This is a genomic window from Pseudomonas sp. ERMR1:02, from assembly GCF_002277815.1.
Taxonomy (GTDB): Bacteria; Pseudomonadota; Gammaproteobacteria; order Pseudomonadales; family Pseudomonadaceae; genus Aquipseudomonas.
On the sequence record NZ_NKJI01000025.1, the window covers coordinates 40,721 to 55,971 of the forward strand.

Annotated in this window: 12 protein-coding genes and 5 pseudogenes; 6 read left to right on the forward strand and 11 right to left on the reverse strand. The window is 56.2% G+C overall.

Annotation, left to right across the window (positions count from 1 at the left end; translation table 11 throughout):
* Positions 1-4: 4 nt before the first annotated feature.
* Positions 5-1,030 carry a LysR substrate-binding domain-containing protein gene (locus tag CES87_RS28605; RefSeq protein ID WP_256591126.1) on the reverse strand — a complete coding sequence of 342 codons (1,026 nt, stop codon included), beginning with the start codon at positions 1,028-1,030 and terminating at the stop codon, positions 5-7.
* The gene (locus CES87_RS28610) at positions 1,030-1,644 is read right to left on the reverse strand and encodes a DUF1989 domain-containing protein (RefSeq protein ID WP_128608742.1); all 615 of its coding nucleotides are present in this window, start codon (positions 1,642-1,644) and stop codon (positions 1,030-1,032) included. Before CES87_RS28610 ends, CES87_RS28605 begins: the two co-directional genes overlap by 1 nt.
* Before the next feature lie 129 nt (positions 1,645-1,773).
* On the opposite strand from CES87_RS28610, the gene CES87_RS28615 reads away from it, so the two are divergent.
* Positions 1,774-2,643: a LysR family transcriptional regulator gene (locus CES87_RS28615; RefSeq protein ID WP_128608743.1), complete on the forward strand. Its 870-nt coding sequence runs from the start codon at positions 1,774-1,776 to the stop codon at positions 2,641-2,643.
* Here CES87_RS28615 and CES87_RS28620 read toward each other — a convergent pair.
* The 3 genes from CES87_RS28620 to CES87_RS28630 all read right to left on the reverse strand — a co-directional run bounded on the left by CES87_RS28620 (position 2,627) and on the right by CES87_RS28630 (position 4,717).
* Positions 2,627-3,223 (reverse strand): flavin reductase family protein, encoded by a 597-nt coding sequence (locus CES87_RS28620; protein WP_128608744.1) that lies wholly within the window; start codon positions 3,221-3,223, stop codon positions 2,627-2,629. The genes CES87_RS28615 and CES87_RS28620 overlap by 17 nt on opposite strands.
* Before the next feature lie 79 nt (positions 3,224-3,302).
* Entirely contained in the window at positions 3,303-3,566 is a 264-nt protein-coding gene (locus CES87_RS28625; protein ID WP_128608745.1) for a hypothetical protein, read from the reverse strand.
* Between the two features lie 365 nt (positions 3,567-3,931).
* Entirely contained in the window at positions 3,932-4,717 is a 786-nt protein-coding gene (locus tag CES87_RS28630; RefSeq protein WP_128608746.1) for a LuxR C-terminal-related transcriptional regulator, read from the reverse strand.
* Between the two features lie 133 nt (positions 4,718-4,850).
* Between CES87_RS28630 and CES87_RS28635 the strand changes: the two genes are divergently transcribed.
* The 3 genes and pseudogenes from CES87_RS28635 to CES87_RS28645 all read left to right on the forward strand — a co-directional run bounded on the left by CES87_RS28635 (position 4,851) and on the right by CES87_RS28645 (position 8,118).
* A complete protein-coding gene (locus tag CES87_RS28635; protein WP_128608747.1) occupies positions 4,851-5,666 on the forward strand; it encodes a carbon-nitrogen hydrolase family protein in 816 nt (271 codons plus the stop codon).
* Between the two features lie 142 nt (positions 5,667-5,808).
* A pseudogene (locus tag CES87_RS28640) lies at positions 5,809-6,916 on the forward strand (polyamine ABC transporter substrate-binding protein).
* An 81-nt stretch (positions 6,917-6,997) separates the two neighbouring features.
* Positions 6,998-8,118, forward strand: a pseudogene (locus CES87_RS28645) (P1 family peptidase).
* A 445-nt stretch (positions 8,119-8,563) separates the two neighbouring features.
* Here the strand turns inward: CES87_RS28645 and CES87_RS28650 are convergent.
* Positions 8,564-8,815, reverse strand: a pseudogene (locus CES87_RS28650) (LysR family transcriptional regulator); the annotation flags it as partial.
* Here CES87_RS28650 and CES87_RS28655 point away from each other — a divergent pair.
* A pseudogene (locus CES87_RS28655) lies at positions 8,806-9,069 on the forward strand (cation:dicarboxylate symporter family transporter); the annotation flags it as partial. The pseudogenes CES87_RS28650 and CES87_RS28655 overlap by 10 nt on opposite strands.
* Before the next feature lie 250 nt (positions 9,070-9,319).
* On the opposite strand, the gene CES87_RS28660 reads toward CES87_RS28655, so the two are convergent.
* The 5 genes and pseudogenes from CES87_RS28660 to CES87_RS28680 form a co-directional block, all read right to left on the reverse strand.
* Entirely contained in the window at positions 9,320-10,618 is a 1,299-nt protein-coding gene (locus tag CES87_RS28660) for a dicarboxylate/amino acid:cation symporter (RefSeq protein WP_128608748.1), read from the reverse strand.
* Positions 10,619-10,655: 37 nt separating this feature from the next.
* Positions 10,656-11,597, reverse strand: a complete 942-nt coding sequence (locus CES87_RS28665) for a D-2-hydroxyacid dehydrogenase (protein ID WP_128608749.1) — start codon at positions 11,595-11,597, stop codon at positions 10,656-10,658.
* Between the two features lie 14 nt (positions 11,598-11,611).
* Positions 11,612-12,004, reverse strand: a complete 393-nt coding sequence (locus tag CES87_RS28670) for a VOC family protein (protein WP_128608750.1) — start codon at positions 12,002-12,004, stop codon at positions 11,612-11,614.
* Positions 12,001-12,965 (reverse strand): annotated as a pseudogene (locus tag CES87_RS28675) (hydroxymethylglutaryl-CoA lyase). The gene CES87_RS28670 and the pseudogene CES87_RS28675 overlap by 4 nt, the downstream one beginning before the upstream one ends.
* 18 nt (positions 12,966-12,983) lie before the next feature.
* Positions 12,984-14,174, reverse strand: coding sequence for a CaiB/BaiF CoA-transferase family protein (locus CES87_RS28680; RefSeq protein WP_128608751.1), 1,191 nt, complete (start codon positions 14,172-14,174; stop codon positions 12,984-12,986).
* 113 nt (positions 14,175-14,287) lie between these two features.
* Between CES87_RS28680 and CES87_RS28685 the strand changes: the two genes are divergently transcribed.
* On the forward strand, positions 14,288-15,187 hold the full coding sequence (locus tag CES87_RS28685; protein ID WP_128608767.1) for a LysR family transcriptional regulator: 900 nt from the start codon (positions 14,288-14,290) through the stop codon (positions 15,185-15,187).
* The last annotated feature ends 64 nt before the right edge of the window (positions 15,188-15,251 follow it).

A 15,251-nucleotide genomic window follows, 5' to 3' on the forward strand; every position in this document is an offset into this window, starting at 1 on the left:
GATATCAGTCGATCACCGCCGAATTTTGCGCTGATCTCTCATTGAGGGCATTTTCACGGAAGGATTGGGCTTCGCTCAGGATCCAGTCCCGGAACAACGCCAGGCTGCGGCGCGCGCTGCCGGGGCTCTGTTCAATAAGGTGGTAGGTGAAACCCGGCAAGCTCGGACCATGTATTCGCTGCATTTTCCCGGAGCGTAGCTCTTCGTCGATCAACACATTGCTGCACAACAGAGGCCCCAACCCGCGCTCAACCGCATGCAGCGCCAGGGTTTCTTCGCTGTACCAGGAAATCCGGAAGTCCCGCGATAAGTCGTGGTCCACGCGCGCCAGCCAGGCTGACCACGAGGGTGCTTCAAGCGCTTGATTCTTCCATTTGAAGGCAAGCAGCGAGCTATTGTGAAAGTCGCTGATGGTCGCAGGACGGTCAGCGGGACAAATGCTTTTGTCCGCGACTGCGATGTATTGATCTTTAAACAGCATCCCAGCCAGGCTGTCCGCATCAAGCGGGCCATAACGGATCGCCAGATCGACTGGCTCGGAACGCAAGTCCACGACTTTCTCCGAGGCATGGATGGACACGACGATGTTGGGGTAGATAGCGTTAAACTTCGCCAGTCGCGGCATTAACCATCGCTCCGCAAACGCGCGCGTGGTGGACACCTCAATGGCATCCCCTGCTTTCGGCGATCCAAGCAGGGCAAACGCTTGGGCAATTTGGTCAAAGCCGTCGCGCAATAGCGGATAGATCGCTTTGCCGGAGTTCGTAAGGGTCACGGTTCGCCCCCTTTCCAAAAGCTTTTGCCCCAGTCCGTCTTCCAGTTGCCGGACCTGATGGCTGACGGCCGCGACGGTGACCGAAAGCTCATTGGCCGCTGCGGAAAAACTCTGGTGACGCGCTACCGCTTCAAACGCGCGCACAGAACTGAGTGGAGGTATTTTGCGCATGGCTTTCTCCGCACACCTGATTGTGTGCTGAAAACGGATTTCAGCCTGCCGGCCAACAACGCATACCGGCAGGTACTTCGACATTAGAAGACGCTGTAATGAACATCCTGGGGCTGCATGCCGTTAACCGCCGTAATGTCCTGAGGACAGGCAGAGAGCACCACAATAGCGTCCATTTCGGCTCTGAGGCACACGTATTGCCCTGGCTTACTGACTGGCGTGGCGAACTCGATGCGCCCGTCCTGCCTGACTGGAACATTCATGAAGAGATTCAACGGGCTTGGCGTTTCGCGGACGGTCAGGCCGAGCACTTCGAGGGCGTGGAAAAGGTTTTCATTGCAGCTTTCGTGATGGCCGACAACCCCCAGTTGCACGTAGCGCGTCGGGTCACACGCGGCGACCAGCGTGTCGTGCACACCGGGTGTTGTGTCCTCGGCAAGCGTGACAATTGCCTGCCGCTTATTGGTCAGGAAACTGTCGCCCGTGCTGGGGTTCAGCTTCAACCAGAACGCACGGCTGTGCTCCATTGACATGGCTTCCGAGAGGTCCTCCGGGTTGAAGGCCCAAGTGTCGACAACCTGCTGGCCATGAGTATTGATCAGTTTGAGGGTTTGCCCACGGTTCAACCTGATCGCGACACCCCGTCGCGCAGGCAAGCGGGTCAACGTACCGGGATGTACCAACGATATTGCGGTCATGTTTTTTTCTCCTGTCTGAGACTGATCAACGGCGCTTCGGGTTATCAGGACTCAAGGAAAACACAGCATCACTATGCAAACCAATAATATAAACTGGGTTCGGTATAAGCTAAAACTATAGGATGATCCATGCGAATCCGGCAGCTTGAGTGCTTCAGAACGTTGATGATTCACGGCACGATGACGCGGGCGGCTGAGTTGCTGGGTATCTCCCAGCCTGCCGTCAGTAGCACCATCGCCAATCTGGAACATGAGACGGGCCTTACATTGTTTGTGCGCAAAGGAGGCCGATTGCAACCTACGCCGGAAGCCCGGCTGTTCTTCGTTGAGGCTGAGCGGGCGCTGGAGGCCGTTGAGAAAACCAATCGCATCGCTAGGGAAATCCGAACCGGCAAACGAGGCCATCTGGCAATCGCCGCCTATGCCAGCATCTCGATCAGTCTGTTGCCACGCCTGATGGCCGAGTTCGCGAAAGATCGCCCAGGACTTGAGCTGAAAATCATCACTCGAAACTCTCAATCTGTCCGTGAGTTGATGACTACGCAGCAATTCGACCTGGCCATTGCCGAACTTCCCCTCGACTACCCGTCCTCGAACATGCATGTTATTTCGTACGAATGTCGGTGCATGGTACCGCCAGGTCATCCTCTCGCAGAACTGGAGCGGATTACCCCAGCGGACCTGGATGGTGTGCCTTTCGTTTCCCTGTTCAAAGGCGACCCCATCTACCAGCAGTTGGCCATGGCTTTTTCCGCGCATGGATCAGCCTGGAACGTTGTGGCCGAGACGGAATTCTTTTCGACGGCTTGCGAATTGGTGAGCGCGGGCATGGGTGTCGGGATCGTCGATCCGGTGATCAGTCGCCCCTTCACGGAAAATCTGGTGCTCTTACCCTTTTCGCCCGCTATCAAATACGAAGTTGCGCTCTTGCTCCCCACACAGGAAGCGCCTTCGCAACTCGCACGGGAATTTGCCGATTTCCTCACGCACCACCTTTGACAATGTCACCGAGGGTGGAGAATTGGCCATAACCTAGCCTGGCGAGCGGCCGGATTCTGGAAAGGTCGATTCGACCTTCAGTGAGGCAGGCATCATTAATGTGGACGCCAACCACTCGCCCGATGATCAGCAGGTTCTCCTCCAGCTCCGAAGGAAGCTCAACGGTTTTCCACAACACGCATTCGATGTGGATGGGAGAGGCTTTGACCCGTGGAGGCTTCACCAGTGAGGACGCTTCGAAATCCAACCCGGCCCGTTCGAACTTATTGATGTCGGGCCGGCCGCCTTCGCTGGTCGTGCGAACCTGAGCGTGCAAGTCAAAGGTGGTCATGTTGCAGACGAATTGGCCGGTTTCAAGGATGTTCTTGGCGGTGTCTTTCCTTCCGTGTGCATGGCGACCATTGGAGCCAAACGCCACAATTGGCGGGTTCTCCGACAGCGCATTGAAAAAGCTGTAAGGCGCAAGATTCGGTATGCCGCTCGCACTAACTGTTGAAACCCACCCCACCGGTCTCGGGACCACACAACTCATCCAATGCAGATTGATCTCTTCGTCGTCGCGGCCAACTGCAAGAAACATACGGCACCCTCCCGAGCTAAGTAATAACGGGAGTGAAACAGCATTGCCGGACTATAAATAATAGTGAATATGCCATCGACTATAAGTGTGCCTTATAGGTCCGAATGCTTACGCGCGAACACTGGACGGTGCATCCCGTGACCGATGCGATCAAAACCCAGTCATAGAAATTCCGCGCAATCAAATCCTCAACGGTGCGGGTGAGCAAACGATAGACGGTATCGGCCAGTTGCGAGGAGGTAGCGGTGTCGCCAGCGGTGAAAACCGCCTGGTTCGCCAGTTTCGGATCGAGCACGATGGCGCCGGTCTGGCGGCCAATGTCTTCAGGCGTGCTGACGATCACTACGTATGTCCAACGTTAAAATTAATTCGGTAACGTTTCAGCTGCGCTGTCATGCCAATAGAGCAAAGCTCGAAACTCTCAGTACCATGCGCCACCCGTGTCTTGTCGATCTTTCCAGTGTCTGCTTTTGGCCGCTAGATGCCCTTTGCGAAGGGCAGCTATTGGCCGATCTCCGCCCTCCACGAAGGGCGGCTTTGCGTCGAATTCCGTCGGTCGCGACAGGCAGAAATCGACCCAATGCAGTCATTCAGTTTTGCGCAATAAAGCCTGACTTTGAGAGATAGGTAGGCATTCGTCTGATGTGGAAGCGAGGCGGAGGCGAAGCCGATTGTCTTGGGAACAGACACCATCATGAAACGACGGATTTAGCTCTGCGTGTTCAAAAACAGTGAGAACAGCTCGGACTGAGATTTAATGCCGAGCTTGCTGTACATGTGCTTGCGGTGGACCTTCACAGTCTCCGCGGAAATCGCCAGCTTGCGCGCGATCTCCTTGTTCGAGCAGCCGCTGAGCATAAGCCGGCCGACGTCCAGTTCGCGGGCGGAGAGCGGCGTGTCCAACTGCTGGTCCGTGGAGTCCAGCCAGCTCTGCCAACTTGGTGTCGGCGACGCGTTCTGCTCCAGCGCCTCCCGCTCGAATGCCATGCGCTGACGCATCAGGGCGGCAACCCAGGACTGGATGAGTGTGAGTAGGGCGATCTGCTCTGCACTGAAGAGACACTCACTTCCCAGCGACAGACTGAGAGTGCGTTCTGCGTCGAGCTGGACGTTTATATGTACTTCGTCGGCAACGACATTGAGGCGGAAGTAGCGTTGGTAGTAGTCGGTTTGTTCGAAGCACTCCGGCGCCACGTCGGCAAGCCAAAACAAACCATTCTGCGGTGCTTCTCGGTTGGCCAGGTAAAAGGGGTCGAGCAGATACAGGCCTTTGAGGTAATCCTGAAAGAGCGGGTCTGGCCCGCCATCCCTGCCTGGGCATTCTGCGAGCACCTGCGGACGGCCATTGCTGAAAATCAGCACGACCCAACTGTCCACCGGAATGTATCTATCCAACAGACGCACCAGGGCCAGCCAGAAATTAGGACGATCAAGTGCCTCAATCAGCCTGCCAATCGCCTGGTGCCAGGCCATGTCCTGCAATGTAATGCTCACGTTTCTACCCATATGGGGTTACCCCATCGAAGTGATTACTTTCCGTTTTATGGCTATCCATACTCCATTCAGCCCTGGCGGGTGCTGTTCAGTTTGGCGATTGCGAGCCCAAATACACGTGAAAGGATCACCGATGAAGATTGAACTTGTACAACTTACCGGTCGCGATGGCGATACCGCTTATAACCTAGAGCGTACCTTGCAGGCCATCGCTACCTGCGCCGCGGATACCGATCTGCTGATTTTTCCAGAGACACAGTTGATGGGTTTTGCCAGCGCGCAGCAGCTCGCCGAGGTCGCCGAGCCCCTGAACGGACCAAGTGTGCAGGCCGTGCAGCGCGCCGTACGCGAACGGAACGTCTCAGTGCTGGTTGGCCTGGCTGAGAACGACAACGGCACCTTCTACAACACCTCCTTGCTGGTAACCCCACAAGGGATCGCCTTGAGTTATCGCAAGACTCACCTTTGGCCGTCGGAACGCGGCCTGTTCCAACCAGGAGACCGCTATGCCACTGCGCTCTGGAAGGGCATCCGTGTCGGCATCCTGATTTGCTACGACATTGAGTTGCCGGAAAGTGCTCGGGCGCTCGGCCAACTCGGCGCCGAGCTGATCCTGGTCACTAATGGCAACATGGATCCCTACGGCCCTGTCCACCGCACCGCGATCATGGCTCGCGCTCAGGAAAACCAAGCATTCGCGGTGATGGTGAATCGAGTCGGCGACGGCGATGAGGGCCTCGTATTTGCCGGTGGGAGTGCAGCAATCGATCCCTTCGGGCGCACGCTATTCGAAGCGGGGCGCGCAGAGTGCCGTCAGGTGGTAGAGCTGGATCTCGACCTGCTGCGCACTGCCCGTCGCGAATATGACTACCTCAGTGACCGCCGCCTGCTCCTGACCGGAGAGCAGGTTGAGCATGGTGATGGTCGACGTGAACTACTGATCCCCTGAATCAGGCACGAGAGGTGTAACCACACCACAGTGAGTGTTCCGTCTTAACGCCGATCTCGACCCTGCCACAACAATAATTCACAAACTAGCAGGAGCAGTGCTCGGGTCCCTGGACTCGGTGCTAAAGCTCTGGAGCATCCCCATGAAACCAACTCGTTACATGCAAATTGCACTGGTCTCGCTGTTCAGTTTCGGTCTGGTCTGCGCCGAGGCTGATGAAGCTGGCAAGCACAGTGTTCATATTTACAACTGGTATGACTACATTGCCCGAACACGATGAAAGACTTCGAGAAAGAAGCGGGCATCAGCGCTGTGTACGATGTGTTCGACAATAGCGACGTCATGCAAAGCAAACTGATGGCCGGCCGCAGCGGCTATGACGTAGTGGTAGCTAGTGGCGACCTGCTTCCGAACCTGATCAAAGCGGGTGTGCTAAAAAAACTGGATCGCACCAAGTTACCCAACTGGTCCCACCTCGATCCCGACATCCTCGCCAAGTTGCAGAGCAACGATCCCGCAAACAGCTATGCGGCCCTTATCTATGGGGTACCACTGGCATCGGCTATGACGCGGACAAGGTTAAATCGATACTTGGCCCAGATGCGCCAGTTAATTCTTGGGATCTGATTTTCAAAGAAGAAAATTTGGCCAAACTTAGTCAATGCGGTGTGGCCATGCTGGACGCTCCTAGCGAGGTTATTCCCATCGCGTTGCACTACCTTGGACTGCCATACAACAGCCAGAACCCGGACGATTACAAAAAAGCCCAAGAACTACTGCTGAAACTGCGTCCCCATATCGTCTACTTCGATTCTTCCAAGTTCATCTCTGATCTAGCCAATGGCAACATCTGCGTCGTGCTGGGCTGGGCGGGTGGTGTCGCCGATGCGCAAAAAGCCTCCGAGCTGGCTGGCAACCATCGCAACCTTGTCTACAGCATTCCACGTGAAGGTGCCCCGGTATGGGTGGAGAGTCTGGTACAGCTCAACGATGCGCCGAACCCGGAGCAAGGGTTAGCCTTCATCAACTATATGCTGCGCCCCGAAGTCATCGCTGAGTCATCCAACTACCTGAGCTATCCGAACGCCAACAAGGATGCCACCGCGCTTGTCGAGAAGAAAATCCGCGACAACCCAGGGGTGTATCCGTCCAAGCAAGTCTTGGACACGCTATTTCCGCTAGAACCACTCCCGCTGAAGATGGAGCGCGTGCGAACCCGTGCGTGGAACACGGTCAAGACCGGCGCTTGAAAGGCGGACTTGGCTCTGCTGATCGTTAGCCAAGCCTCGTCATTAAACCAATCCAACAAGAGAGAAATCATGAAAGAGACGATGAAACCACGCGCCCGCGACCTGGACATTCAGTTCGGCCAACTGCAACCCGGCCCCTTAAATGCCATCACCGATGTGCCGGGCGTACGGGTTGGCCACAGCAATGTGCGAGGGCGCACCCCCCACGGCCGCGACATCCTGACCGGTGTCACGGTCATCGAACCGCGTGCCAGTTCGACCAGCCAGCAACCGTGTTTTGCCGGCGTCCATGTGTTGAACGGCAACGGCGACGCCACCGGTCTGGAATGGATTCGCGAAGCAGGTCTTTTGACCAGTCCCATCGCCTTCACCAACACTCACAGCTTGGGCGTGGTGCGCGATGCGCTGGTTGTGCTGGACCGTGAACAACAGCCGGATGATGGCCGTCTCTACTGGAACATGCCGGTGGTGTTGGAGACCTATGACGGCCTGCTCAGCGACATCAACGGTTTCCATGTGAAACCCGAGCATGTGGCCGAAGCCCTGAGAAATGCGGTGGGCGGGCCCGTGATCGAAGGCACGGTCGGTGGCGGCAGCGGCATGATCTGCCACGAATTCAAGGGGGCATCGGCACCGCTTCGCGGCGTCTGAGCAGCACTCAGGGCGGCTGGACCGTTGGCGCCATCGTCCAGGCCAATCACGGCATCCGTAACGAACTGCGCGTCGACGGCTACCCGGTCGGACGCTACATGGAACAGGCCGACTCGCCGTTCCTCAAGGCTTCGCTGCCGCACCCGGGCATGGGTTCGATAGTCGTTTGCCTGGCCACCGACGCGCCGTTGTTGCCGCACCAATGTACGCGCCTGGCGCAACGTGCCAGCCTCGGCCTCGCCCGCACCGGTGGTGGTAATGAAGACCATAGCGGTGACATCTTCATCGCCTTTGCTACCGGTAATCATGTGCCGCCGGCCGCTTATGAGAGTAAGCGCGCGCCGACCACCGACAACCTGAGCATGGTCAACAACGACCACATCAGCGAGTTGTTCCTGGCAGCCACCGAAGCGGTGGAAGAAGCCATCATCAATGCCTTGTTAGCCGCTGACACCGCCGAAGGCAACGGGCATGCCGTGCCGGGACTGGATTGTGAGACGCTGCTCAAAGCGTTGCATCAGGCCGGCTGGCCGGGAGCGGCGAATGGTTAACTGACCTAGCGATATTGAGGTGGTGTGCTTGTTCCGCATTCATTCCACCTCGAACATATTGATTGCATCTTCAGGTTCCAGGGAAGACATCGCAACCTCAGGCTCACGCGACGTTTAAGTGAGAGCTGTCAGTCTTGGATAGACCTAAAATGCAGGCGTCCTACTGCGGCGATGCTGACTGGTAATGACCTGAATTGTGAATGTAAATTAAGAAATACCACTTACCTCCGCGGGCCAAATGATCATCGTCGACGACTCCCCAGCACGGCGTATCAACAGCGGGCAAACATCCTCTTTGGTGTCTGCAACTCATGCATAGAACAGCGCATGCCGAAATCATCGACGTTGATGTCGACAGTTTTGAATGACTGCTCCTGGCCGATTTCTGCCGGTGCCCACCGGCAGCTTCACGCCCTACTGGTCGACAAAACTCTATTCCCGTTTTTCACACTGACAACAACAGTTTTGAAAAATCACAACAGGCAACCGCCAGTTCTGCGACGTTCTGGTTCAGGCCGAACTGTCGATCTGTGCGGTGCAGTGCGGTGTAGCGGATCCGCGGCAATCCGGGTGTGGTGACCAATGCCCGCAACGCACCACGCTCGATCAAATGCGACAGACACGCCTTAGGCAGATAACTCACGCCGACGCCGGACAACGTCAACCCGACCTGCACCAACAAATTGTGGTGATCAAGCTTTGCTCGTAATCACCATGGTTCTGACTTCAAAGGGGGCTGCGGGCGTACCGGGATTCATGTTCGTGATTCTTTCGGCCACCCTGGCGAGTGCCGGGCTGCCACTGGAGGGCATCGCTTTTATTGCCGGCGTCTATCGGTTGATGGAGATGCCAACCACTGCCCTGAACGTACTAGGCAATGCCCTGGCACCTTTGGTCATCACCAAATGGGAGGGCCGCACCGCGCATTGTTTGAAGGCTACACCTGCCTGAACGATAGTTGGCAGAAGTGAAGGCCCCTCTTGAAAAGGGGCCTTTTTTTCAAGTCAGTATCACTTGGCTGAATGAAACTGCCGAAATCTGGACATTGCACCCGATAGCGTGTGACGCCAGAACCTAGTGATTATCGATAGAAGCGAGTCACAGTTACTTCGCGAAGTCCAGGTGTAAAACTGCAAGGAACGCTCGCAGCCCTCCGGCTTACCGTGCGTGGCAGTAAGCCGAAGGGCCGAAAGCGTAACTGCTAACCCAGCTCGCGCTTGAGCTGCTCCCTGTCTAGCGCACCATCCCAGCGTGCGACGAACAGCGTAGCTACGCCATTGCCAATCACGTTGATCAGCGCACCGCCTTCGGAAATGAAGCGGTAAACACCTAAGACCAACACAAGGCCTGCGGCGGGTATTACATCTATGGACCCCAACGTCGCAGCCAGAGTTATGAATGCCCCTCCAGTCACACTCGCTGCTCCTTTGGAAGTCAGCAGAAGGATGAACAGCAACGTTACCTGGTGATAAAGAGACACGTCGATATCCAGCGCCTGGGCGATGAAAATCGCCAGCACCGTCATGTTGATGCAGCTACCGTCGAGGTTGAAGCAGTAACCCGAGGGTACCACCAGGCCCACAGTGGATTTTTCACATCCGAGCTTTTCCAGCTTGTCCATCAGACGGGGAAGCGCGGACTCAGATGATGAAGTACCCAGCACCAGAACCAGCTCCTCACGGATGTACTTGAGAAACTTCCACAGGCTGAAACCGGCCAGTCGAGCCACAAGGTTCAACACCACGAAGACAAAAACCAGCCCCGTGATGTAGTAGCAGACCAGTAGGTTTGCATAGGCACCCAGTGACTGGACCCCATATTTGCCTACCGTAAATGCCATGCCGCCAAACGCACCCAGTGGCGCGAGGTACATCACGATTTTCAGCATGCGAAAGAACGCTTTGGCCACCAGATCAATGGTGTTCAAAAGTGGCTTTCCTACCTCCCCCAACAGCTGCAAACCGAAGGCAAACAGCACGGAGATGAAGAGGACCTGCAAGATGTCCCCGTCGGTAAAAGCACCGAACACTGTGCTCGGAATGATATGGGTCAGAAAGCCTACAACGCTTTGGTCATGTGCCGCCTTCGCATACCCGGCAATAGCGGAAGAGTCCAGGGTAGCTGGATCGATATGCATCCCCACGCCAGGCTTAAGCAGGTTCACACCGATCAATCCGATCACCAGCGCGATGGTGGTAAGCACTTCGAAGTACACCAGCGACTTGAACCCGATTCGTCCAATGCGCTTGAGATCACGCATGCTGGCAATACCGCTTACAACGGTGCAGAAAATGATCGGGGCGATGAGCATCTTGATGAGCTTGATGAACGTATCGCCCAGAGGCTTCATCTGCTCACCAAGCCCGGGGCTGAAATGCCCCAGGACTATCCCTAACAGGATGGCCGCCAACACCTGGACATACAGGTGCTGATAGAAGGGCTTACTGCGAGGCACAATCACGTCGGGCGTTGCGTTCGAAGAGCTAATTGTTTTTGTCATGGCTCCACCTATGGATTTTTATGAGGTCGACTATGTTTCAGGTCACCACGTTGATCGGTGTACCCGCTGCGAACGCCGCAATGTTTGCCGCCAGTACGCTTTTCAGCCTTGCCACGCTGCTCTGGCTCGCCCAGGCCACATGAGGAGTGACGATCAGGTTGGGATGCTCGCTGTGAAGCAGCGGATGGTCGGCGCGAGGAGGTTCTGCGTAGAGCACATCCAGCGCAGCGCCACCCAATTGGCCGTTAGCGAGACCTGCCAGCACCGCGTTTTCGTCGACCAGAGGACCGCGAGCGGTGTTAATCAGTAATGCACCGGGTTTCATTCGAGAAACTTCAGTAGAGCCAATCAGGTAACGCGTCTGAGGCGTCAGAGGGCAATGAAGGGTCAGCGCGTCAGCGTTAGCGAGTACCTGATCAAACGCCGTATACCCTTCGCGAACCCGCTGAGCGCCGCGATGCTCCGCAAACAGCACATTGATCTCCAGCGCCCGTGCCAGACGTGCGACACGACTGCCGATATCACCCCGACCTACGATTCCCAATGTTGAACCTTGTAGATCCTGGATCGGTGCACCGTGGACGCAGAAGTGGGACGAGGTTGGCCAGTCCGTCGCAGAGGCGGCTTGATAGGCACGCAAATGACGACGCAAGGCGAAAAGCGATCCAATGACCGACTCCGCCACACTGACAGCGCTGTACGCCGGAACATTGCAAACCGTGATGCCTTGATCGCGGCATGCGGCGATGTCCACACAGTCGTAACCGGTAGCTGCCACACAGATGAGTTTAAGACGCGGCAGTTGCTCCAACGCAGAGCGATCAATCCGGACCTTGTTTGTGATCGCCACGTCAGCGTCAAACAGCGCTTCTGTCACTTGTTCAAGGGAAGTCTTTTCGCGTTCAGTCCAGCGAGTGGCTTCAGGCGGACACGTCATTGGAGACGGCAGACTGGCGCCGTCGAGGAAAACAATGTTCATGGCGAATGCTCTCTTCAGCGTGGGGAAGTATCAAGTGGCTCGCAGATTTCGATCAGATTCAGGTCTGGGTCACGCACATAGACAGAGCGGATGGGGCCTATGGCACCGGTTCGCTGTACGGGCCCCTCTAGAACCGGCCATTGTTCGCTCTCCAAATGGGCAACCACAGCATCCAGCCCTCTGCTGGCGATGAAGCAAAGGTCGAGAGCGTCTGATACCGGTAGATGCGCCTTGGGCTCGAACTCGTGGCCACGCACGTGAATGTTGATCTTCTGGTTGCCGAAGCAGAACGCCAACCGGCCATTGCCGAAGGTTTCCAGGCGCATGCCCATGACTCGGACGTAGAAATCCTTGCACGCCTCAAGGTCAATGGTGGTGAGCACTAGATGGTCGATATGATCGATCATTGCCCACACCCAATCTCGGCGTTGGCCACCTGCTTACTGAGACTGTGCACATGCTCAGGGATTGGATGCAGATCCAGACGTTTGCCCGCTCTGAGTATCTGGCTTGGAGTGTCATGACCAATGAGGCCAGGAAGACGCGCCGATGCAGCGAGGACTCGATCAATGTCCATACCGGTCTGATAGCCCATCAGATCGAGCATGTGCACCAAGTCCTCCATGCACACGTTGCCGCTCGCGCCTGGCGCATAGGGGCAGCCACCAAGTCCGCCTAACGAGGCATCGAAACGATCAATGCCTGCCTGAAGCGCCGCCAGCGTATTGGCCAATGCCATGCCACGAGTATTGTGCAAGTGCAGAGTCACTTGCAGATCTGGAAAACGATCGCGGACATGCTGAGACAACGCTTGAACCTGTGACGGATAAGCCATGCCTGTGGTGTCACACAGCGTCACGCCACGTACACCGAGCGCGGCGAAACGCTCTACCAAGCGCAACACATCGTCGGTCGGGACATCACCCTGCATAGGGCAACCAAACACCGTCGACAGCGACACATTGACTGCAACGGGACCTTGTCCGATTACACCGACGACATCTTTCAACTGTTCGAAAGATTGCTCGCGGGTCATGCGCAGATTCGAACGGTTGTGAGGCTCGCTGACTGACATCACCAGGTTGGCTTCGTCGATCCCACACCCGAGTGCACGCTCTGCGCCTCGAACGTTAGGCACCAGTACGGTGTACTCCACGCCGGGCTCACGTTTGATGCCCGCCATCACCGCCTCCGCATCCCGCAGGGCCGGGATCGCCTTGGGCGAAGTGAACGAGGTTACTTCGATCTTGGCGTAGCCGCATTGGCTCAGCTCATTGATGAGGACAATTTTGTCTTCAGTTTCAATGAAAGTTTTTCGTTCTGGAAGCCGTCACGGGTTGCGACTTCCTGCATGAACAAGCGTTTCATTCAGGCTACTCCTGATTATTAGATAATGCCGCGATCGCGCCACTGCTCACGTGTCTGGGCACTGATACCCAAGCCATCAAGTACGGAGTCGGTGTGCTGCCCCAACGTCGGTGCACGGGATCGTATTTGCCCAGGTGTTGCTGCAAGTTTGGGGACGATGCCCGGCAGGGTTACAGGCGTGCCGTCATCCAGCTCGCTGGGGAGCAGCATTCCCCGTGCCTGGTAATGGGGGTCGGAAGCAATGTCCGCGGCGTCGTAGATTTTTCCGGAGGGGATGTTTGCGTCTTTCAGCGCGGCCAGCACATCGTCGAGAGATCGCTCTGCGGTCCATGTAGAAATAGCCGCATCGATCCTGGCAACATGGCGTACACGACCATCGTTCTGCTGTAGTTCGGGCTCATTGGCCAGATCCAGGCGGTCGATCTTCTCCATCAAGCGCTTATAGATACTGTCGCCATTGCCCGCTATCAATGCGTACTTTCCATCCTGGCAACGGTATGCGTTAGTGGGTGCAATACCTGGCAGGCTGCTGCCCGCAGGCTCGCGCACAGTTCCGAACACCGAATGCTCCGGGATCAGGCTCTCCATCATGTTGAACACTGACTCGTAGAGCGCCACGTCGACCTGCTGACCCGCACCGTGGTTTTGCTCACGGTGACGCAACGCGAGCAGTACGCCGATCACGCCATGTAGCGCGGAGAGTGAATCACCAATCGATACGCCGACGCGTACAGGCGTTCGCCCGGGCTCACCCGACAGGTGACGTAAACCGCCCATGGCTTCTCCGATAACACCGAAGCCTGGTAGGTCTCGATAAGGGCCAGACTGGCCGTAGCCTGACACGCGCAGCATGACCAGTCCCGGATTGATGGCACTCAACTTATCCCAACCCAACCCCCATTTTTCAAGGGTTCCAGGGCGAAAGTTTTCAATGAGGATGTCGGCATCCTTCACCAACTGCATGACCACGTCACGGGCTTCAGCCTGATGCAAATCGAGGGTGACTGATTGTTTATTCCGCGACTGAGCGGCCCACCAAACGGATGTACCGTTGTGGAGCAAACGCCACTTACGCAGTGGATCGCCGGTAACCGGCGGTTCGATCTTTATAACTTCGGCACCGAATTCGGCAAGGATCTTCGCGGCGAATGGCCCGGCTATCAGTTGGCCCATTTCGACCACCTTAATGCCATCCAGAGGTAGGCTCATGACGGTTTCCGTTCTTGTTGGAGGTGTTGGCCGGATCATCTCCCTAAAACATCGTCGTGAGAATTTCAAAGATTTCCACTATCCTTTCCAAAATGGAAACGGAGCGGATGACGATGCTAAATTTACTTCAGCTTGATTTGGTGTCACTGCGCCTGCTGGTTCTCACTGCCGATTGTGAAAACTTGACCAGAGCTGCAGATAGCGCGCACATGACAGTTTCCGCAGCCAGCAAACGCTTGGCAGAACTTGAGAGGGTGACGGACTGCACTTTATTCATCCGAGTGCCGAGAGGGCTGCAATTGACGCCCGCTGGTCGAGGCCTGGCAGAGCATGCACGAAACATTCTGGAAGGTGCTCAGCGAATGGCCCATGACGCCAGTGACTACGCCAATGGTGTCAGGGGACATGTAAGACTATTCGCCAACACTTCCGCCGTGATTCAGTTTCTACCTAAAGATCTGACAACGTTTCTCGCATCCAACCCACACGTGCGCATTGGTCTGGAAGAAGCCCTCAGCGATATGACGATTCAGGCAGTGGAAGATGGGCGCGCCGAAATCGGTATTTTCGCCGATAACATTCCTGCGCTCAGGCTAGAGACACGCCCTTATAGACGAGACAAGCTGGTTGTCCTCGCGCCACAGGACCATGTGCTTGCGCAGCGTGAAAACGTGACGCTGGCTGAGACGTTGGATTTTGACTACGTTGCGCTGAACCAGGGCAGCTCCCTACTTCGCCGCATCAATGATGCAGCAGCGACTACCGGAAAACTATTAAAGGTCCGCATCCAGGTAAGCAGTTTTGACGGTATCTGCCGCATGATCGACGCAGGGCTCGGGATCGGAATACTACCTCTCGGAGCGGTCCATCCCGAGCTGCTCGTATCGAAGCTTCGCGCAATACCCATCGAAGGCGACTGGGCGTCACGTACGCTTTATGTCGGAGTCTCTGACGCCGCGCGTCTTTCACCGGAAGCAGCAAATTTGTATAGCTTTTTGAGTGGACTTGAGTAACCCACGCTCCTTGCCCCTAACACCCCATGCACGCAGGACCTCGGCAAGACCCTTTGTTTAGCCC